This is a genomic window from Nisaea sp. (assembly GCF_039990255.1).
In the GTDB taxonomy this organism is placed as follows: Bacteria; Pseudomonadota; Alphaproteobacteria; order Thalassobaculales; family Thalassobaculaceae; genus Nisaea.
Genome location: NZ_JBDXGG010000018.1, coordinates 947,057 through 966,214 on the forward strand (window position 1 = coordinate 947,057; position 19,158 = coordinate 966,214).

22 protein-coding genes are annotated in these 19,158 nt (G+C 57.5%); 14 read left to right on the top strand and 8 right to left on the bottom strand.

Going from position 1 to position 19,158, the window contains the following annotated elements:
• Nucleotides 1-3 precede the first annotated feature (3 nt).
• Entirely contained in the window at nucleotides 4-822 is an 819-nt protein-coding gene (gene map / locus ABJ076_RS14690) for a type I methionyl aminopeptidase (RefSeq protein WP_348184623.1), read from the bottom strand.
• A 107-nt stretch (nucleotides 823-929) separates the two neighbouring features.
• Nucleotides 930-1,646, bottom strand: coding sequence for a DNA/RNA nuclease SfsA (gene sfsA, locus ABJ076_RS14695; RefSeq protein WP_348184625.1), 717 nt, complete (start codon nucleotides 1,644-1,646; stop codon nucleotides 930-932).
• A gap of 69 nt (nucleotides 1,647-1,715) precedes the next feature.
• On the opposite strand from sfsA, the gene ABJ076_RS14700 reads away from it, so the two are divergent.
• The 6 genes from ABJ076_RS14700 to ABJ076_RS14725 all read left to right on the top strand — a co-directional run bounded on the left by ABJ076_RS14700 (nucleotide 1,716) and on the right by ABJ076_RS14725 (nucleotide 4,845).
• Nucleotides 1,716-2,492 carry a competence/damage-inducible protein A gene (locus tag ABJ076_RS14700; protein ID WP_348184627.1) on the top strand — a complete coding sequence of 259 codons (777 nt, stop codon included), beginning with the start codon at nucleotides 1,716-1,718 and terminating at the stop codon, nucleotides 2,490-2,492.
• 19 nt (nucleotides 2,493-2,511) lie between these two features.
• A complete protein-coding gene (locus tag ABJ076_RS14705) occupies nucleotides 2,512-3,285 on the top strand; it encodes an enoyl-CoA hydratase (RefSeq protein WP_348184629.1) in 774 nt (257 codons plus the stop codon).
• Nucleotides 3,286-3,288: 3 nt separating this feature from the next.
• Entirely contained in the window at nucleotides 3,289-3,702 is a 414-nt protein-coding gene (locus ABJ076_RS14710; protein WP_348184631.1) for a hypothetical protein, read from the top strand.
• 50 nt (nucleotides 3,703-3,752) lie between these two features.
• A complete protein-coding gene (locus ABJ076_RS14715; protein ID WP_348184633.1) occupies nucleotides 3,753-4,265 on the top strand; it encodes a hypothetical protein in 513 nt (170 codons plus the stop codon).
• 67 nt (nucleotides 4,266-4,332) lie between these two features.
• Nucleotides 4,333-4,551 (top strand): hypothetical protein, encoded by a 219-nt coding sequence (locus ABJ076_RS14720; RefSeq protein WP_348184635.1) that lies wholly within the window; start codon nucleotides 4,333-4,335, stop codon nucleotides 4,549-4,551.
• 117 nt (nucleotides 4,552-4,668) lie between these two features.
• Nucleotides 4,669-4,845 carry a hypothetical protein gene (locus tag ABJ076_RS14725; RefSeq protein ID WP_348184637.1) on the top strand — a complete coding sequence of 59 codons (177 nt, stop codon included), beginning with the start codon at nucleotides 4,669-4,671 and terminating at the stop codon, nucleotides 4,843-4,845.
• 251 nt (nucleotides 4,846-5,096) lie between these two features.
• Here ABJ076_RS14725 and ABJ076_RS14730 read toward each other — a convergent pair whose 3' ends face one another.
• The 4 genes from ABJ076_RS14730 to ABJ076_RS14745 all read right to left on the bottom strand — a co-directional run bounded on the left by ABJ076_RS14730 (nucleotide 5,097) and on the right by ABJ076_RS14745 (nucleotide 7,913).
• Nucleotides 5,097-5,402 (bottom strand): hypothetical protein, encoded by a 306-nt coding sequence (locus ABJ076_RS14730; RefSeq protein WP_348184638.1) that lies wholly within the window; start codon nucleotides 5,400-5,402, stop codon nucleotides 5,097-5,099.
• A 52-nt stretch (nucleotides 5,403-5,454) separates the two neighbouring features.
• Nucleotides 5,455-6,165 carry an RNA pseudouridine synthase gene (locus tag ABJ076_RS14735; RefSeq protein ID WP_348184640.1) on the bottom strand — a complete coding sequence of 237 codons (711 nt, stop codon included), beginning with the start codon at nucleotides 6,163-6,165 and terminating at the stop codon, nucleotides 5,455-5,457.
• 73 nt (nucleotides 6,166-6,238) lie between these two features.
• Nucleotides 6,239-7,333 (bottom strand): BMP family ABC transporter substrate-binding protein, encoded by a 1,095-nt coding sequence (locus ABJ076_RS14740; protein WP_348184642.1) that lies wholly within the window; start codon nucleotides 7,331-7,333, stop codon nucleotides 6,239-6,241.
• A 373-nt stretch (nucleotides 7,334-7,706) separates the two neighbouring features.
• Nucleotides 7,707-7,913: a cold-shock protein gene (locus ABJ076_RS14745; RefSeq protein WP_193171024.1), complete on the bottom strand. Its 207-nt coding sequence runs from the start codon at nucleotides 7,911-7,913 to the stop codon at nucleotides 7,707-7,709.
• Between the two features lie 637 nt (nucleotides 7,914-8,550).
• Here ABJ076_RS14745 and ABJ076_RS14750 point away from each other — a divergent pair.
• The 7 genes from ABJ076_RS14750 (at nucleotide 8,551) to ABJ076_RS14780 (ending at nucleotide 16,333) form a co-directional block, all read left to right on the top strand.
• Nucleotides 8,551-9,249, top strand: coding sequence for a Crp/Fnr family transcriptional regulator (locus ABJ076_RS14750; RefSeq protein ID WP_348185905.1), 699 nt, complete (start codon nucleotides 8,551-8,553; stop codon nucleotides 9,247-9,249).
• A 110-nt stretch (nucleotides 9,250-9,359) separates the two neighbouring features.
• Nucleotides 9,360-12,029, top strand: a complete 2,670-nt coding sequence (locus ABJ076_RS14755) for a bifunctional acetate--CoA ligase family protein/GNAT family N-acetyltransferase (RefSeq protein WP_348184644.1) — start codon at nucleotides 9,360-9,362, stop codon at nucleotides 12,027-12,029.
• Between the two features lie 84 nt (nucleotides 12,030-12,113).
• On the top strand, nucleotides 12,114-12,881 hold the full coding sequence (locus ABJ076_RS14760) for a 5-oxoprolinase subunit PxpA (RefSeq protein WP_348202613.1): 768 nt from the start codon (nucleotides 12,114-12,116) through the stop codon (nucleotides 12,879-12,881).
• A 120-nt stretch (nucleotides 12,882-13,001) separates the two neighbouring features.
• Entirely contained in the window at nucleotides 13,002-13,880 is an 879-nt protein-coding gene (locus ABJ076_RS14765) for an alpha/beta hydrolase (protein WP_348184648.1), read from the top strand.
• Between the two features lie 62 nt (nucleotides 13,881-13,942).
• The gene (locus ABJ076_RS14770; protein ID WP_348184650.1) at nucleotides 13,943-14,413 is read left to right on the top strand and encodes an L-2-amino-thiazoline-4-carboxylic acid hydrolase; all 471 of its coding nucleotides are present in this window, start codon (nucleotides 13,943-13,945) and stop codon (nucleotides 14,411-14,413) included.
• Nucleotides 14,414-14,505: 92 nt separating this feature from the next.
• Nucleotides 14,506-15,642: an aminotransferase gene (locus ABJ076_RS14775; protein WP_348184652.1), complete on the top strand. Its 1,137-nt coding sequence runs from the start codon at nucleotides 14,506-14,508 to the stop codon at nucleotides 15,640-15,642.
• Between the two features lie 13 nt (nucleotides 15,643-15,655).
• Nucleotides 15,656-16,333, top strand: a complete 678-nt coding sequence (locus ABJ076_RS14780; protein ID WP_348184654.1) for an arylsulfatase — start codon at nucleotides 15,656-15,658, stop codon at nucleotides 16,331-16,333.
• Nucleotides 16,334-16,603: 270 nt separating this feature from the next.
• Here ABJ076_RS14780 and ABJ076_RS14785 read toward each other — a convergent pair whose 3' ends face one another.
• Nucleotides 16,604-17,176: a hypothetical protein gene (locus ABJ076_RS14785; RefSeq protein WP_348184656.1), complete on the bottom strand. Its 573-nt coding sequence runs from the start codon at nucleotides 17,174-17,176 to the stop codon at nucleotides 16,604-16,606.
• A 76-nt stretch (nucleotides 17,177-17,252) separates the two neighbouring features.
• Between ABJ076_RS14785 and ABJ076_RS14790 the strand changes: the two genes are divergently transcribed.
• Complete coding sequence (locus tag ABJ076_RS14790; RefSeq protein WP_348184657.1) at nucleotides 17,253-18,431, top strand: DUF3644 domain-containing protein; 1,179 nt, start codon at nucleotides 17,253-17,255, stop codon at nucleotides 18,429-18,431.
• On the opposite strand, the gene ABJ076_RS14795 is transcribed toward ABJ076_RS14790, so the two are convergent.
• Entirely contained in the window at nucleotides 18,418-18,918 is a 501-nt protein-coding gene (locus ABJ076_RS14795; protein WP_348184659.1) for a hypothetical protein, read from the bottom strand. The two genes, ABJ076_RS14790 and ABJ076_RS14795, sit on opposite strands and share 14 nt — an antisense overlap.
• Nucleotides 18,919-19,158 lie beyond the last annotated feature (240 nt).

Sequence of the window (19,158 nt, forward strand, 5' to 3'; positions counted from 1 at the left end):
AAATCAGTCCGCGTAGGGCGGCTTGGTATAACCCTTGGGGGACTCCGTAAAGATCTCGCAGCCGTCTGCCGTCACGCCGATCGAATGCTCGAACTGGGCGGAAAGGGATCGGTCGCGGGTCACTGCGGTCCAGCCATCGGGCAGGATTTTTACGGCATATTTGCCATCATTGAGCATTGGCTCGATGGTGAAGAACATACCTTCCTGCAGGACCGGGCCGGTGCCTTTCTCGCCGTAGTGCAGCACGCTTGGAGCAGCGTGAAAGGTCCGGCCGAGGCCGTGGCCGCAGAAATCGCGTACCACGGAACAGCGCTCGCCTTCCGCATAAGTCTGGATGGCGTAGCCGATATCGCCGAGCGTCGCGCCGGGCTTTACCACGGCAATACCGCGCATCAGACTTTCATAGGTGATGTCCATCAGCCGGCGCGCCTTCACGCCGACTTTGCCGGCGCCGAACATTCGGCTGGTGTCGCCATGCCAGCCATTCAGGATAACAGTGACGTCGATATTCAGGATGTCGCCGTTTTCCAGCTTCCGGGGGCCTGGAATACCGTGACAGACAACGTGATTGATCGAGGTGCAGATCGACTTCGGAAACCCCTTGTAGCCAAGCGGTGCCGGGGTGGCTCCGTGCTCCAAAATGAACTCGTGGCAAAGCCGGTCCAGCTCTTCCGTGGTCACACCCGGTTTCACATACGGCGTCAGATAATCAAGTGTCTCGGCTGCCAGACGTCCGGCCTGGCGCATGCCCTGAAAGTCCAGCGGACCATGCAGTTTGATGGCGCGGTAATTCTCATCCTGGGCGACTGAAGGATCTTGCATGCTGTTCCAAGATGCGCGGCGCGAGCCGGGCAATGTCAGTAAATGTGTCTGCCATACATGCGACCCGACGGCGCAAGCGTCAAGTCAATCTGGTCCAAAAGGCGCAGTCAGGGCCAGACAATGGGAAGTGGGCGACGGACTGAGATGGCGTCGGTTGTGATTGATGTGTCGTAGCAGATCGCCTCGACACCGGCATCACGGGCAACCCTGAGCGCTTCCGCATAGCCCGGATCGATATCCTCGGCGAGGCAAAACCGGTCGCAATCCATCCGTTGCACCAGATAAACCATGACGGCCCGGTTACCTTTTGCCACCTCATTGCCAAGTTCGACCAGGTGTTTGGCCCCGCGCTTCGTCACCGCGTCAGGGAATTCGGCGGCGCCAGGGTTTGGTCCATCGTCGCGCTTCAGGTGAACGTTCTTCACCTCGGCATAGCAGATGCCTTTTTCCGGATCCTCGAGATAAAGATCAATCCGGGAGTTTTCGCCGTATTTGACCTCGCGTCTCAGGCTTGCGTATCCGGCAAGTTCAGTGATGGTACCGTCCAGCACGGCCTTTTCTACGATGGCATTGGGATGGCCGGTATGAATCCCGACAAGACCGCCGGGGGTTTCGATCAGCTCGAATGTGTAAGCGAGCTTCCGCTTCGGGTTGTCTGATTTGGAGAGCCAGACGCGAGAGCCCGGGTCCTTCAGGCCGATCATGCCGCCTGGATTGGGGCAATGCGCCGTGACCTCCGTCCCGTCCGCAAGCCGAACATCAGCCAGGAAACGCTTGTAGCGCTGGATCAGCGTGCCTTCGTAAAGCGGCGACGGAAGTTGCATCGGGGCGTCCGTTGTCTCATGGTTCCGGGGCTCTAGTTTCCTGATCCGTCATAGCAATCCCGGACGAACATGTCAGACGAAACCGTCACAGCCGCCTTTCTCATCATCGGTAATGAAATCCTGTCCGGACGCACCAAGGACAAGAATCTGGGTTTTATTGCCGAGAAACTCACCGAAACCGGTATTCGGCTTTCAGAAGTCCGAGTGGTGCGGGACGAGGAAGCCGAGATCGTCGCGGCTGTCCAGGCTCTCTCTGAAGCCTATACGTATGTATTCACTTCGGGCGGTATCGGCCCCACTCATGATGATATCACCTGTGCCTCCATCGCGGCGGCTTTCAACAAGCCGGTGATCCGTCATCCCGAAGCGATGCGGCGCATGAGAGTGCATTATGAGACGACCGGGCGTGAGTTCAATGAGGCCCGCAAGAAGATGGCGGAAACCCCGGAAGGGGCCACGCTGATCGACAACGCCGTTTCCGTGGCGCCGGGTTTCATTATCGGCAACGTTCATGTGATGGCCGGCGTGCCGAGCGTCTTTCAGGCAATGATACTGGAGTTGCTGCCAGGACTGAAACACGGCACCAAGATGAAATCCCGCTCCGTCAGCTGCACTATCGGAGAGGGAACTGTTGCCGTCGCACTGGGCGCCATCCAGGATGGTTTCCCCGATGTCGAGATCGGCAGCTATCCCTACTACCGGGCTGGCGGATTCGGCACCACGCTGGTGGCACGCGGCACGGACGAGGCTATGCTGGAAGACGCTGCAGAGGCGATCCGGCAAATGATAAGAGAGTTTGGCGGCGAGCCGTTTGAAGCGCGCCCGGAAGGCGATGGGGAGCGATAAGACGTGGGGGTGAAAGGGAATGCCGGTTGAAATAGACCGCAGAGAGCTGGGCACAGGTATCGTCGTGACGATAACCTGGGAAAACAGCACAAAGATCAACATTGTCGGCTCTGAAGGAATAGAGGCGCTGACCGGAGCGATTTCCGCTCTGGAGAACGACGACACAGTCCGTGCTGTCATTCTGCGTGGTGCTGGGCACAAGGCCTTCATCGGTGGCGCCGATATTAATGAGATGGCTGTTTGCGATGCTCACAGTGCAGAGGCTTTCATCTCGCGTTTGCATGGCTTGATGAAGGCGATCCGGGAGTGCCGTGTTCCGGTAATCGCCGCCATCGACGGCTACTGCCTTGGCGCGGGCATGGAGGTCGCAGCAGCTTGCGATATTCGGATTGCCGGAGAGAATGCCAAGTTCGGCATGCCGGAAGTCAAAGTGGGTATCCCGTCGGTCATCGAGGCGGCCCTGCTGCCGCGTCTGATCGGCTGGGGCAAGGCATCCTACCTGATCTATACCGGCGCCACGATTGACGTCCGCACTGCCCGTGATTGGGGCTTCATTGAACGCATGGTGACGTCGGACTCGCTGTTTGAGATGGCCGAGGATATGGCAACAGAGATCGCCAAGGCCGGTCCGGCAGCGGTCCGTATCCAGAAGCAATTGATGAAGGTGTGGGAAGAGGAGTCGCTTGAAGAAGGCATCGAGGCGGGCATCGAAGCCTTTGCCGCCGCTTACGAGACGGGTGAGCCGCAGGTCATGATGGAGGCATTCTTGGCCAAGAAGAAGGGTGCCGCCTGAGCTATGGCACGCGGCCGGGCATCTGCGCTGCTGTTTCTTCTCGCGCTTGCAAGTACGGCGTGGAGTGCCTCAGCGGCTGAGCCGAAAATCGAGGGCGTTTGGGGCATAGCCGGGCCGGATGGTCAGCCGAAATGCAGTGGTACGGCGGTGCTGGTGTTCCACGGGGGGATTTATGTTCGCGCCCTGCCGAAACATGGCACTCTTTCGGGAGACCGGGTCCTTGAGATGGGGCGCTCAAGCTATCGGATATCCGGTGACAGGGTCGAAGTTGAACAGGTTCTGACCTGGTCCGCGCCGGAACCGCGACGAACTTACCTGATAAAGCGCGGTGGCGAGCCGGAGCTGATCCGGCAGGGGGAGGCGCAAATTGTCCTGAAACTCTGTCCCTTATTGGATCCTAAGCAGTTGATTCAATGACGAACGGAAGCGCATAATTTGTTAAGACACGCTGGCTGGAGGAACCTTCCATGGCTGATGGACTGTCCAGAGCGGACCCACAGGATCCGAAACGTGTGCGCCGGACGGTTGCACATCACGACACGACTCATCTGGACATTGATTCCGATACCAGGCAGGAGTTTCTCGCACTCTATACCGACGCTTCTGAGAACATTCGCTTTGCTAAGGCGCAGCAATGGAACACGCTGATTTATTTTTCCGCGTTATGCGTCGGTGTGGTTGCTGTCGGTGTCTGGCTCCGCTGGGGCGACGTCAGCCTGATCGGCTTCCTATTTTACCTCGTCTGGCTTTTCAGTCTCGCGACAGTCGGTACGATCCTGATGCTGCAGGGCTGGCAAAGCTCAGAAGCTAGGAAACAGTCTTTCATGCGCGCGCATCTCGGAGAGCTTACCCGCACCGCGCTGGCACAGAAGTCGCGGTTTGCCAGCGATGTTCACCGTTACATCATGCTCGGCTTCATGCTGCTTTACGTGGAGATGGCGACGTTTGCTGTTTCCCGGATGCTTTGGCCGCATTTTTAGTTAACAGCGCCGGGCACGCTTCTTGCTCTGGATTGGTTAGGTATCATCCAGCAAAGGAGCTTTAATTGTGAAAGCTGTTACCTACAGAGATTCTGCACCCGGCATCGCGGCCTCTTCTTCGGTTGAGGAAGGCTGGGAAAAGATTGATCTTACTAAGCTTTTCGAGGGGGACTTCCGGATGCACCCGACTGGCGTCTACAGTAGCCGGATCGGGGCAGTCTTTGCCGAGCCGGAAGAAACTTCCCAGGTCAAGGTGGGGACGGGGACCAAGGGCGAGGCCGCTTAAGCGAGGGGGCATCTGCTTGTTCTTCGTGTTCCCGCCTTCATGGATCAGATTTTCGGACCGCCCATTAGGCGTAAATATTGCGTGTGATTGTTTGATCTTCAAACGAGGAGCGGAACAATGGAAGCAATTACATATGCGGAAAGCGACAGCGCTCTCCTGAACGGCAAAGAGCTAAAAAGTCTTGGCATATCGAACGTGGGTGGGTTCAAAACGACCTTCAACGGTGTCTACAATTCAGCCATTGAAGGGACGGCCGAGGCCGAGGCTCGTGCGGTGAATGCCAATGCTGGCTAATCGGCGGTCGTGACCGCATTGCTCGACTATCTCAACAAGACGCCGGAAGAAATCATGGTTGAAGTCAGGGAGCGTATGATTGCTGGCGCAGCCCGGGGCGAACTGGAAAACAAAGAAGTGTGACACTGGCATTTCGTCACAATACGTAAGGGCGCCATCGGGCACCCTTTTCATTTCCCGAGGCTCTTGAGATCGTCATCCCTTTTAAAGAAGGACCTCCGAATTCATAGAGCAATGACGTTCTATAGTACTTAGCTTATGCCGCGTGCAGCTTCTTCGAGCAGTGCCGGATTGCTGACGATTCCGGTATCGCCTGGCAGGTTAGCAAGCTGTTCCGCAATATTTCCGGCAAGTGCGAGCGCGTCCTCTCTAGAGAGATTGTCATTCACGCCTTCGCCAAGTTCTGCCGACTGCCGGCTTTCACCAGTTACCGACACGGACACGGCGCCTGCCGATGGCTGAGATTGACCAGGTGCCTGCGACCCTTCATTGCGCTGGACAGGTTTAGCCTGCGTGCTCGCAATAGTCTGTGAGGCGATGGTGCTTTTGATGTCCATGGATCTCTTCCCTTGGCTCTGAGCCTTGCCTGACACCCTATATGCCGCAGCCTTACTTGTCACCCTGGCACGTTTCCGTATCCAGACCAGCTCCAAGTCTTTCCAAATAGGCAGCGATATGTGCAGGCGGCGGCGCTTTCGCGTAGACCGGTGGTTTACTCTCTTGCATCGGCAGGCGCAGAGCCCGGGAGTGGAGCTGTAGAGGCTCATTTCCGTCTGTTGTCTTGCCATATATCGGATCTCCGACAATCGGACAGCCGATAGCGGCTAGATGGACACGGATCTGATGTGTCCGGCCGGTGCGCGGAAAGCACTCAATGAAGCTAATTCCATCAGCAGTGCTCACGACCCTGTAGTCGGTCATGCTTTGCTGGCCGTCTTTCCGGTCCACAACCATGCGCCAGCCCTTGTCTTTACTGCTGATTTTTCGAAGAGGGAGCTCAATCCTGCCTTCAGGTTCTTTAGGGACGCCGTTGGCTATCGCCCAGTAGGTTTTCTCGACAAGGCCTTCACGGAACAGTTTTCCTAGCTTCTTCAACCCTTTCGGATTGCGCCCCAGGACGAGGCAGCCGCTCGTGTCGCGGTCCAGCCGGTGCCCGAGCGCCGGGACATGCTGAATGTCGTATGTCAGATGCTTGAAGTAGGCTTCGAGGTTGTCACCGCCGCCGGGACCTTGATGGACTGGCAATCCGGCAGGCTTGTCGATGACCAGGATCAGTCCATCCCGATGTACTACCCGGTCGCGGATTTCCTCTGGGGTCATGGAGAAGCCTTTCAAATGAAGACGGCCCCGCGCCGGGTGCGGGCGGGGCCGTTTCGCTGTTTCGTTGGTCGGGTCAGTTCGGGATCTTGCCCTGAACACCCTCTACATACCAATTCATGCCAAGCAGGGCACCGTCATCAAGTGTTTCCCCCTTCTTGACCTTTATAGCGCCGCTCTGATCCTTGATCGGACCGTCAAAAGCGTGGATCGAACCATCCGTGAGGCTGGCGATCGCATCGTTCGCCAGCTTTTTTGCGTCATCCGGTACGGCAGCGCCGAAGGGAGCCATTTCTACCATGCCTGACTTCAGACCGCCCCAGGTGTCCGTAGACTCCCAGCTGCCGTCCAGAGCCGCCTTGGCGCGGGCCACGTAGTAGCTGTCCCAGTTATCAATGATCGCCGAAAGCTGGGCTTTCGGAGCGAACTTGGCCATATCGGACGCCTGACCGAAGCCGTGGACGCCTCGGGACTCGGCGACCTGTAGCGGTGCCGGAGAGTCTGTATGCTGCAGGATGATGTCCGCTCCCTGATCGATCAAGGCCTTGGCGGCATCGCCTTCCTTGCTCGGATCGTACCAGGAATTCACCCAGACAACTTTCACCTCGGCTTTCGGATTGACCGACCGCATTGCCAGTGTGAAGGCATTGATGCCGCGGATAACTTCTGGGATAGGGAAAGAACCGACATAACCGATGACATTTGACTTGGTCATCTTGCCAGCGATCAGGCCGGCGACATAGCGGCCTTCATAGAAGCGCGCGGCATAGGTCGAGACGTTCTTGTCGCGTTTGTAGCCGGTCGCATGCTCGAATTTCACATCCGGGAACTTTTTCGCGACCTTCAGCGTCGGGTTCATGAAGCCGAAGGAGGTGGTGAAGATCAGCTTGTTGCCGTCGCTGGCGAGTTGGCGGATGACACGCTCTGCGTCGGGGCCTTCCTGCACGTTCTCGACGAACGTTGTTTTTGTCTTGCCGGCAAGCTCCGCCTCGATGGCCTGGCGCCCAATATCATGGCGATAGGTCCAGCCATGGTCGCCGACCGGGCCGACATAAACGAAGCCGACCTTGAGTTCATCCGCATTGGCACTGGTGGGAGCGACGCCCACAGCCAGCACCGTCGCCGCCAAACCTGCGCCGCCGAGGAGGGCGCGCACGATGTCTCTAATCATTGAGATCTCCTGAATTTGTGAAGCCTTGAGGCGATGCCAGCCGACTGATTGCCGGTCTTCTCGCGCCTAGAGGGTAATCCTCCCGTATTATTTTCCGAACCTCCGGAACAACGGTCATTAACCGGTCGCGGGTTTTGTTCTGTCCGGACGATCGCGAATATGACAATTCGACTGCGGTCTGTGAAGCGTCAACACGCTTCAATGCGCTTGAATCTGTCCAATACGTCGTTGGGGCCGTGATGTCAGGATGAGCTGAGGGCAATTCGAAGGTAACACAGCCGGGCATACCAAAGGGCCAGCTATGTCGAGCTATAGCTGGAACTGTTGTCTCTATCTACTCATGCACCGCTAAAGACCAAGCGGTGCGCTCTAATTAATCCGCGACCGATAAATCGACGGCCTTGGGGCCGCGAGCGTCTTCCTGAACTTCGAAGTTCAGCCTTTGGCCTTCGGAGATGGTCGCCAACCCGGAATTCTGAACTGCAGAAACATGCACGAAGACATCGCGCGATCCATCTTCGGGGGTGATGAACCCGTACCCTTTGTCGGTCTTGAAAAACTTCACTGTACCCGTTGGCATGACTGGATACCTCTCCTCTTCACAAACTCCAATAAACTCACTCAGTTACTTACTCTTAGACACGCTTTAGGAGAGACGATCGGCACTAAGCAGCAGAAGGCACCCCGTTTATAAAGCCGTCCACAGACAAGATTGAAATAGGGCGGGCATATTGGTGCGGCAAGTGAATTTGTGATTAAAAGTAGTATTTGGCGACAAGCACGGTAACGCCTGAGATGCGCCCGGAAAGGGCGAATTGCCACAAAAAGAGACCGCGCCGGATTGATGAGGGAGGCGGGGTGCCCCTGATCTATCACTTTTGGCGCGGTCCTGAAGATGACTCTCATGAAAATTCGCTCTATCCAGAGGGAAGGGGGGAGACCGCCGACGCTGGGGAAACGCTGTTATGGCGGCTGTTCCGATCCCTTCCTCTCTGATTGAAAGATAGGGACGTTCTGATCAGGCCGGTGTGGGATTCCGCACGGTACGTCGGCTCTTAGAAGAACTTCGCCTAGCAAGGCGGACAAATGCGGGATCGAAGCGCGGTTGTGAGTGGGCTTGCGCTGTAGCTAGATAAAGTGACTTGGTGCAGGGACGATGCCGGTTCAGGTGATTGATGCTATGTTCCGGCCATTGGGGGGAGATGCATGTGTCGACTATGAATCGCAGCCTTGGGGCTTGCCATCTGCTGCGGTGCTTGCCTGAAGCGAAAATCGCTGATCTCGACCGGAGATGCCGTTGGCGGAATTTTGAAGCAGATCAGGTGATCATCAATCTCGACGATGAATCGACCGATGTTTACTTCATCACCTGGGGCGATGTTCGTGTGACCGTTTTTTCCGAAACGGGAAAGACCGTGATTATTCATGATCTCAAGACGGGAGATCACTTCGGTGAGTTCGCGGCAATCGATGGTGGGCGTCGCTCCGCGAGCATCGTCGCGCTGAGCAGAACGGTCGTTGGCTGCATGTCTGCCGAGATGTTCCGGGAGCTGCTTGCCGAAACCCCTGAAATGTCGCAGATCGTGATGAAGCGCATGGTTGGCTCGATCCGGACCCTGGTAGAGCGTGTGGTCGAGTTCAGTACGCTCGGGGTGCGCAACCGTATTCATGCCGAGTTGCTGCGTCTCGCGCGGGCGGGGCGCATTGTTGATGGAACCGGGCGCATTTCTCCGCCGCCTACACATGCCGAGATCGCGGCCCGGATCAGTACTCATCGTGAAGCGGTGACCCGGGAGTTGAAGGCTCTCGAGCGCAGTGACTTGCTGGAGCGGACCCGTGGCGCTTACGTGGTGAAAGATATCGCCGAACTGGAGCGCATGGTCGATAGCGCGCGTGCCGGCCGGGAACCGAACTGATGCTCGCTGTATATTGTGCGCTGCGACAAATTATCTTCTGCGCGCATTACGACTGACACGTTCCGGCGGCATAGTTATTATATTGCATTGCAACATAATGAGGCCGCCCTATGTCGATCAGGAATCTTGATAAGCTTTTTCAGCCGAGGTCGGTCGCAATCATCGGGGCCAGCAACCGCGAGCAGTCGGTCGGCAAGGTTCTCTCGCGAAACCTGCTGGGCGATTCCTTTAATGGGCCTGTGCTGCCGGTCAATCCGCATGAGGACTCGATTGGATCCACGCTTTGCTACAATAGCGTCGCTGATCTTCCAATCGTTCCGGACCTCGCTGTTATCTGCACGCCGGCCGCGTCAGTGCCTTCGGTGCTGGAGGATCTGGCGGCCAAGGGAACCGAGGCGGCTGTGGTGGTTACCGCCGGGTTCGGTGAGGGTGATGGTCATGGCGCTGATCTGGCCGGAGAGATCAAGCGCATCAAGGCGCATTATCCGATCCGTGTGGTCGGGCCGAACTGTGTTGGCATCATGGTGCCAACCATCGGGCTCAATGCGTCCTTCCTGCATATCCAGCCGCCTGCGGGTAATCTCGCCTTCGTAACCCAAAGCGGGGCCGTCGCTTCTGCCGTTGTTGACCATGCGGCACATCACAATATCGGCTTCTCTCATGTGGTCTCGCTCGGCAACATGACCGATGTCGATTTCGGCGACATGCTGGATTATCTGGTTGCGGACCCGAATACCAAGGCGATCCTGCTCTATATCGAGTCGATCAGCAGCCCCCGCAAGTTCATGTCAGCCGCGCGCGCGGCGGCGCGGAACAAGCCTGTGATCGCCATCAAGTCGGGACGTAATGAGGCAGCAGCCAAGGCTGCGGCGTCTCATACCGGCGCACTCACGGGCTCCGATGCAGTCTACAACGCAGCCTTCCGGAGGGCCGGGATCCTCCGCGTGTATGACCTGCTTGAGCTGTTCGACGCGGTGAACACGCTCGGCACCGGCCTCAAGGCTGCGAATGATCGTCTGGCGATCGTTACCAATGGAGGCGGCCTTGGTGTGCTGGCAACCGAGACCCTGATCGAATTGGGCGGACGTTTAGCTGACCTCAAGCCCGAAACCATTGCGGCGCTTGACACCAAGCTGCCCTCTACCTGGTCGCGCGGAAATCCCGTCGACATTATCGGGGATGCACCGCCGGAGCGCTATGAAGCCGCACTCGAAGAGGTTGTGAAGGATCCGAATGTGGATGCGGTTCTGGTGCTGAATTGTCCGACTGCGATTGCGGACAGTTTCAAGGCGGCGGAAGTTGTGCAACACGCTGTCGCGAAAAAGCCGCGTGTACCGATCCTGACGAACTGGGTCGGCGAAGGGGCGCAGGAAAAGGCGAAAAAGGCTTTCTACAGGGCCTCTGTTCCCTCCTATGACACGCCGAACCAGGCGGTGACCGGCTTTATGCATTTGGTGCGTTACAAGCGCCGCCGCGACATGCTGATGCAAACGCCGCCGTCGCTGCCGGAGGGCTATCACCCGGAGACCGAACGCGCACGGAAGATCGTCCAGAAGGCGCTTGATGACGGTCGCGAATGGTTGACTGAGCCGGAAGCGAAAGACGTGCTGGACGCTTATGGCATTCCGGTTGTGGAGACAGTGATAGCACAGACGCCGGATGAGGCTGGTCGGGCTGCTGTCGAGCTTGGCAATCATGTTGTGCTCAAGATTCTCAGCCACGACATCACGCACAAGAGCGATGTCGGAGGTGTTCGTCTCGATCTCACCGGACGTAAGCAGGTCGTGGCGGCGGCAGAGGAAATGCTCCGGACCGTGGCGCGCGTGAAGCCGGAAGCCCGGATCGACGGATTTGCGGTTCAGCGAATGGCCACCATGCCGCATGCGGAAGAGTTGATCATCGGCATCACCACCGACCGTGTGTTCGGGCCAGTCATTCTGTTTGGTAAAGGCGGTGTCGAGGTCGAGGTCGCGGATGACAGCGCGGTTGCCTTGCCGCCGCTGGATATTCCGCTGGCACGCGATATGGTCCAGCGGACCCGGATCTGGTCGCTTTTGCAGGGTTACCGCAACCGTCCGGCGGCAGCCATCGAGGAGTTGACGATGGCGCTGGTCAAACTCTCGCAGATCGCCATGGATTTCCCGGAAATCCGGGAGCTCGATGTCAACCCGCTCTACATCAACGATTTCGGCATCTTGGCCCTCGATGCGAGGGTCCGTGTGCAAGATCCGTCAAAGGCGATCCCGGTAGCGATCCAGCCCTATCCGAAGCAACTGGAGCGGCATATCAGTCTCGATAACGGACTGGCGCTGACGGTTCGCCCGATCCGCCCGGAAGACGAGCCGGCATTGCTCGATCTGATCCAGAAATCTTCCCTCGACGATCTGCGCCGGCGGTTTTTCGCACCGGTCAAAACCCTGCCGCATGAAACGGCTGCGCGTCTTACCCAGATCGACTACGACCGGGAGATGGCATTGGTTGCGGAGAACCATGGTGAAATCCTCGGTGTCGCTCGCCTGACGGCAGATCCGCATTTTGAAACCTGTGAGTTCGCTGCTCTGGTCCGGACCGACCAGCAGGGGCAAGGGCTTGGCCGTCGCCTGATGGGAGACCTTATCCGGCATGCCCATTCGCGTGGCCTGCAAAAAATGTTCGGTTACGTGATGACGGAGAACCGGGCGATGCTCGCGCTCTGCAGTGATCTCGGCTTCGTCGAGGCTCCGTCCCCCGACGATGTTAGCACACGGCTGGTCACGCTCGACATAAAGCAAGGCTGGTAAGACGGTCGTTCTTCACTGCCGCGCTTCAATACCGGACACTGTCGATATATGAATATCGGGCGGTTTAACCGGAGCCTGAGAAAAATGCGCGTCGATCTCAATTCCGATCTTGGGGAAAGCTGGGGCACCTATGAGCTGGGGGCCGATGCGGACATGTTGTCGATTGTTTCCAGCGCGAATGTCGCCTGCGGATTTCATGCGGGCGATCCGGATGTGATGCGGCAGACCGTGATCCGGGCGCGGGATGGCGGTGTCGGCATCGGGGCGCATCCGGGCTATCTCGATCTCTGGGGCTTCGGGCGGCGCAAGATCGCCGGCGACAGTCTGGAGGAAATCGAGAAACAGATCGCCTACCAGATCGGCGCGCTGATGGGGGTGGCGGCGCTTGAGGGTACGAAAGTCACCCATGTGAAGACCCACGGCGCGCTCGGCAATCTGGTGGCGGAGGATGACGGCGTTGCCGGAGCGGTGGCCAGAGCCGTAAAGTCGGTCGATCCCGACTTGATCCTCGTCGTCATGCCCGGCATGGCGACGGAACGCGCCGCCGGGGTGTGCGGCCTTCGCATGGCGCGCGAGATCTATGCCGACCGGGCCTATCAGGATAACGGCAATCTGGTGCCGCGCAGCCAGCCTGGCGCAGTGATCCATGATGCGGAGGAAGCGGCGGATTCGGTTCTACGGATGTTGCAGGAAGGCGCTGTCATCACCCAGAGCGGCAAGCGCATCGGGGGCCGGATCGATACGATCTGCGTGCATGGGGACAATCCGGCTGCCGTCGGCATGGCGCGGGCTCTGCTAGCATCGCTGGAAGCGGCGGGGGTTATGATTGCGCCCTTTCACAGCTTCGTCTGACGTTTGGAGCCGGGCCGGAACAGCGCCGTAACCGGAACAGTTTATTCTCAATCCTGCCCCTTGGGTGCCGCCGCCTGATCCTGCATAGTTATTGCCAACCAATAAAAACGGGGGGCTGGCGTGGGCTATGTGAGTACGGATGACGGTATCTCGCTCTATTGCGAGACGACCGGTGAGGGGACGCCTGTCGTCTTCGTGCATGAATTTGCCGGAGATCACCGGAGCTGGGAGCCGCAGGTCCGGGCGCTGTCCCGCTATTACACCTGCATCACCTATGGCTCGCGCGGCTATCCGCCGTCGGACGTGCCGGACGATCCCGCCCGCTATTCGCAGGAACGCGCGCGGGACGATATCAAGGCCGTGCTGGATGCGAACGATATCGAGGCGGCGCATATTGTCGGCCTCTCCATGGGCGGGTTCGCCACGCTGCATTTCGGCCTCGCCTATCCAGAGCGTGCTCTGTCGCTGGTCGTTGCAGGCTGCGGCTATGGCGCCGATCCGGACCGGCGCGATGACTTCAAGGTCCAGTCCGAAAAACTGGCGCAGCGCATCAAGAGTGAGGGGATGGACAAGATCGCTCCGGGCTATGCGCTGGAGCCTGCCCGGGTGCAGTTGCAGAACAAGGACCCGCGCGGCTGGGCCGAGTTCGCGGCGCAGCTTGGCGAGCATTCCTCGAAAGGCTCCGCCAACACCCTGCGTGGCGTTCAGGCCAACCGGCCGTCGCTTTATGACCTTCGGGACAAGATGGCCGAGCTGACCGTGCCGACCCTGATCGTGAACGGGGACGAGGACGAAAGCTGCCTCGAGCCGGGCCTGCTGATGAAGCGCACCATCCCGTCCGCCGGAATGTCTGTGTTCCCCAATACAGGCCACACTCTCAATATCGAGGAGCCGGCGCTTTTCAACCGCACCATTCTCGACTTCTTCCACGAGGTTGAGGCCGGCCGCTGGGGCCTGCGCGACCCGCGCTCCCTAAAGGGCGGCACGCTTGGCCGCTAGAACGGGCCGCTAAAGAGCTGGGCCGCCAAAGAACCCGGCCGCTGAGTTAACGGAGACATGCCATGACCGATCTTCCCATCATCGAACTCCGCCGCATCGAGGCGAACGTGATCAAACCGCTCTACGAGGAGATGGTGGCGGAGATCGGCACGGCGGCGGCCCAGAAGATCCTCGGCAACGCCATCCGCAAGGCCGCCATCGCCCAAGCCCAGACATTCGCCGAGCGCGACGGCCCTGACCGGAACATGCGCGACTTCCAGGACCTGTACGGCCTCTGGACCAAGGGAGGGGCGCTGGAAACCGACGTGCTGGAGGCGACGGAGGATACCTATCATTTCAATGTCACCCGTTGCCGCTATGCCGAGATGTACAAGGACATGGGCCTCGGCGAGATCGGCCACCTCCTGTCCTGCAACCGGGACGGCAGCTTCTGCGAAGGGTACTCGGACAAGATCACAATGCAACGCGGCCAGACCATCATGAGCGGGGCGAGCCATTGTGATTTTCGGTATCGGTATGAAGGGGACGGGTGAGCGTCGGATGAACGTCTGACCCGGTGATAGACCGGCAGGCATGAACGGCAATCCCCGCGCAGCGCCCGCGCCCCTCAGGAAAGGACTTCTGCATGCATATCGAACCGTTCGGTGTCGAGATCTGGATGAACGAATGGGAGACGAAGTGCGAGCTCAATCTCGCCGAAACCTGCGTTGAAAGCCTGACCATAGCCGAGCTGTTGAAACTCGCGGGCAAGAACGACGACGACCTTTCGGCTCTCCTGTCAATGAAGATGACCTATGGCGCGATCGAGGGCTCCGACCGCCTGCGGGCGGCGATCGCGGCGCTCTACGAGAAGCAGGCGCCGGAGAACATCGTTGTCACCCACGGCACGATCGGTGCCAACATGCTGGTGCACAAGACTCTCGTCAGTGCCGGCGACCGGGTGATTTCCGTGGTGCCGACCTACCAGCAGCATTACTCGATTCCGAAAAGCATCGGCGCGGATGTCCATCACCTGCATCTGCGCGAGGAGAACCGCTTCCTGCCCGACCTCGACGAGCTGAAGGCGCTGGCCGTGCCGGGAACGACGCTGATCGCGATCAACAATCCGAACAACCCGACCGGCGCGCTCATGGACCGGGCCATGCTGGAGGAGATCGCCCGGATCGCCGAGGCGGCCGGGGCCTGGATCCTCTCGGACGAGGTCTATCGCGGCACCGACCAGGAGGGCGACGGGCTCACCGTCTCCATGGCGGACGTGAGTGCGCGCGGCATCAGCACCGCCAGCACCTCGAAGGCCTTCTCGCTCGCGGGCCTCCGCCTTGGCTGGATCGCCGCTCCGCGCACGCTCATCGAGGCGGTCTCGATCCACCGGGATTACGACACCATCTCCGTCGGCATGATCGACGATCATTTTGCGGCCCTGGCACTGGAACACAAGGACCGGGTGCTGGAGCGCAGCCAGAAGATCACCCGCGGCAACCTCGCCATGCTCGCGGACTGGGTCGAGCGGGAGCCCGCCATCTCCTGGGTCAAACCGCGCTCCGGGACGACGGCGCTGCTGCGCTACGATCTGCCGATGTCCTCGCGAGACTTCTGCATAGCCCTGCTGAAGGAGACCGGCGTCATGCTGACCCCCGGCGCGGCCCTTAACATGGAAGGCTATGTGCGCATCGGCTACGCGAACACGCCCGCGATCATTGGGGAGGGGCTGGAACGCCTCTCGGGCTTTCTCGCGCGCCGGACGGCGCAGGACCAGGTCTGAGGACCACAGAGACATGTCTGACGCGCTCCGCATTTCCCTGATCCACGCAACGCCGCTCGCCATGGCCCCGATAGAGGCGGCTTTCCGGGAGGCATGGCCGGAGGCTGAAATTCTCTCCCTGCTGGACGAGGGGCTGTCGGTCGACCGCGCGAAAGATGCCGCGCTGACGCCAGATTTGGCGGCGCGGATCGTCTCCCTCGCGCGCTATGCCGAGGGAACGGGACCAGCCGGTATCCTCTACACTTGTTCGGCCTTCGGCGAAGCAATCGAGGAGGCCGCGCGCACCTCTCCGCTGCCCGTCCTGAAACCGAACGAAGCCATGTTCGAGGAGGCCTTCGGCCACGGACCCCGGGTTGCGATGATCTACACCTTCCCGGCGGCGGTCGAGGGCATGGCAGAGGAATTCCGCGAAGAGGCCGCACGGCGCAATTCCGGAGCAGGCCTGACGACGGTTTTCGCGGAGGGCGCCCGGGAGGCGCTGGCTGGCGGCGACGCCGAAACCCACAACCGCCTCATCGCCGAGGCGGTCGCCCGCACAACGGACGCGGATGTCTACCTGCTGGCTCATTTCTCCATGGCCCCAGCCGCCCCGGCCTGCCGCGCCGTGACCGACCGGCCGGTGTTGACCGCGCCGGAAGCAGCGGTTCGGAAGATGAAGGCGTTGGTTGAGGCGGGGGAGCGATCCGGCTGACGGGCTTTTTTCGGGGAATGAGCCGGGTGATGGGATATGAGACTTGGGCTTTTGGGACCGTGAATTAAATCGTATGTCTCCTTAATTTCGGTGAGGAATACTCGGACAATATCACGATGGAACGGGGCCAGACCATCATGAGCGGGGCTAGCCACTGTGATTTTCGGTATCGGTATGAGGGGGAGTGATGGGGGTAGAAGTATTGGTATGGGAGCCTACCAATTACCTTCTTGGGGAAAACCATTCCGATCATCGCATCTTCTAAAGATTCTAAGTGTTGGGTGATGCATCGTTTTCGAAGAGGTCGCGGTTGAACGCCAAAATGCTGCCATCACGGAGGTATTTTATTTCGTATAGGCCGGCGCGTTCGAAAATCGGCCATATTCGATGACTTGCGCGTGTCATCCACATTTGAATGGCGAGCAGTCGGCGACTCATTATTCGACAACTCTCCTCGTCGAGGTTTCCCGGCCAATCGCCGTCATGGAATAAACGATGAATGAAATAGTCCCGCTTGTTCTTCATCCACCTTAAGTAGTTGATATCGTGTTGATTTATATCATGTTTTTCAAGTATATTTATTAACGATCCTAAAGTTGAATCTTGAAGTAGTGTTTTCTTGCTTAGTATATTTTGCCAATTGTCAGAGTCTGACCCTAAAACCTTTTTAATTTTTACAAGGTCGCACATTAGCATGGCGGTAATCAGCGTTTCTTCAAAACTTGCCACAGCCAAATAGGCGCCAGCGATTTCCTGACAATAGAGAAGCCTAGCTACATCGAGGTCCGACATGCCATGGATGAGTTCTGCTAGTTGCACTTTTGTTAGATCTGGATTGAACATTTTCAGTCATTCTGATCATTGTTAGGGGGGGGTGGGGGGCTTATTTTTTCTACAAGAGCGTGTGTAGATATAATTCATGGTTAAGAAAACCAAGAACCGACTCGAGCGGTGGGAGGTAGCGATCATTAAGGCAATGATTGCTGCGTCCCCGCGTAAAAATGATCAAGATATTCTAGCTTATTTCACTCGGCCCACGCGTTCGATAAATCATGGACGAATTAAAGATATTCGTGATGGGAAGACACACTCTAACGTCGCTCCGGCAAGTGCAGAGGAACTGGCTGCATTTCTTGACGAATGGCCAAATTTAGACGGTAAAGGACTCCATCTGTTAGGTGACGAACTGCTTATTAAGGCGCGCGAAGCGATGCTGCAGGCGGTGCAAGCGTTCAATAATCCACGAGCTTTTTTTAAGTCTGAAGTTTTCATTGTGACGGCAGTGATTGCCTGGACCTACCTTATGCACTCGCATTTTAGGCATTTAGGATTGGACTACAGATACCGAGATAGGAAAACGGGAAGTGTTCTCAAAACCCGCCATGGTGCTGACAAGTATTGGGAGTTAGGAAGTTGCCTTGACAGTCCCTTTTGCCCTTTGGATGAAGCAGCCAAAACAAACCTAAAATTTCTTATCGAAATCCGTCATGAAATTGAACACCAGATGACGCGTCGTATTGACGATCTGATCAGCGCCAAGCTTCAGGCTTGTTGCCTGAATTTCAATCAAGCCCTGAAGAATTTGTTTGGGAAGGAGTACGGATTGGATCGTGAATTGGGCCTTGCTCTACAATTTGCAGGAATTGCAAAGCCACAGCGAGATCTGTTGTTAAAAGACGCCGAGTTACCGTCGAATTTTTTGGCTGCTCACATCGCCTTCGAAGACAACCTGCCGGAAACAATTATCAGAGACCCGCAATACTCGTATCGCGTCGCTTACGTTGAGCAATCAATCAACTCCAAGGGCAAGGCAGATCAAGTTGTCGAATTCATCAGGCCGGAGTCGGCTGAGGGACAAGAGATTAGTCGAGTTTTAGTCAAGGAATCAGAGCGAAGAAAATACAAACCTAAAGACATAATTGAGACTATGCGGAAAGAAGGTCACAGCAGCTTTAATCAGTATGCGCATCAACTTCTTTGGTTAGAGGCAGATGGGAAAAACCCGTCTCTTAAGTTTGGCGTTGAGCTCAGACCGGGCGATTGGTGGTGGTATGATAAATGGCTTGAGTACGTTCGCGAGAAGCTCAATCAAAAGTGATCTCAGATAGTTGACCTTCAAGCGTCAATAGTTGATGCCGCCACCAGTATACGGCCTCTCGGAACCGTTCAAATGCGTCTTCTCCATCCTCGAATATGATCTTTGCTTCATCTCCGTGTAGCGAGAATTGGGCGCCAAATGTATATGTTTTCAGAAGGTTATTTCTCTCTTTCTCGATGAATTGCCAAAAGATCCAAGAATTTTCTTTGTTAGATCTAATTTGTTTCCACCAGCTGGCGATGGCTTGGGCGTGTTCTTCAGATGCGTTCGTATCGACTTTTGCCAAGACATGACCAACTGTCCTGAGAAGTGCTACCCCTGCAACCCAAAAGAGTCTCCACTCCACATACTCCTCGTCACCGTCCGAAATCTCTGATGTTCGGAAGTTAAAAAGTATGGAAACACAGTCCCAAAATGGCGCCCATGCTGAGAGTGTCTGTTGAGGGGGATTAAATGTAAAAATGTCACCGGTAACGTAATCATCCATTGCGACCGCCACAGAATTACAGGGAACACGCGAGATTATAGGGCACGACTTTAATTCGCGCTCTGATTATAGGGTTCTGTTCGTTTTCTCGCTATACTAGCGCCTGCTGCACCCCAACCAACTGAATTAAAGGGACACACTCCCTGATTGTCCCCAACGTCTCATCCTCCCAGCCAACTCAGTCGACACCTCCCACCCGAACCGCCGCTCCGCATTCCGGTGCGCGGTCATCCGCACGAC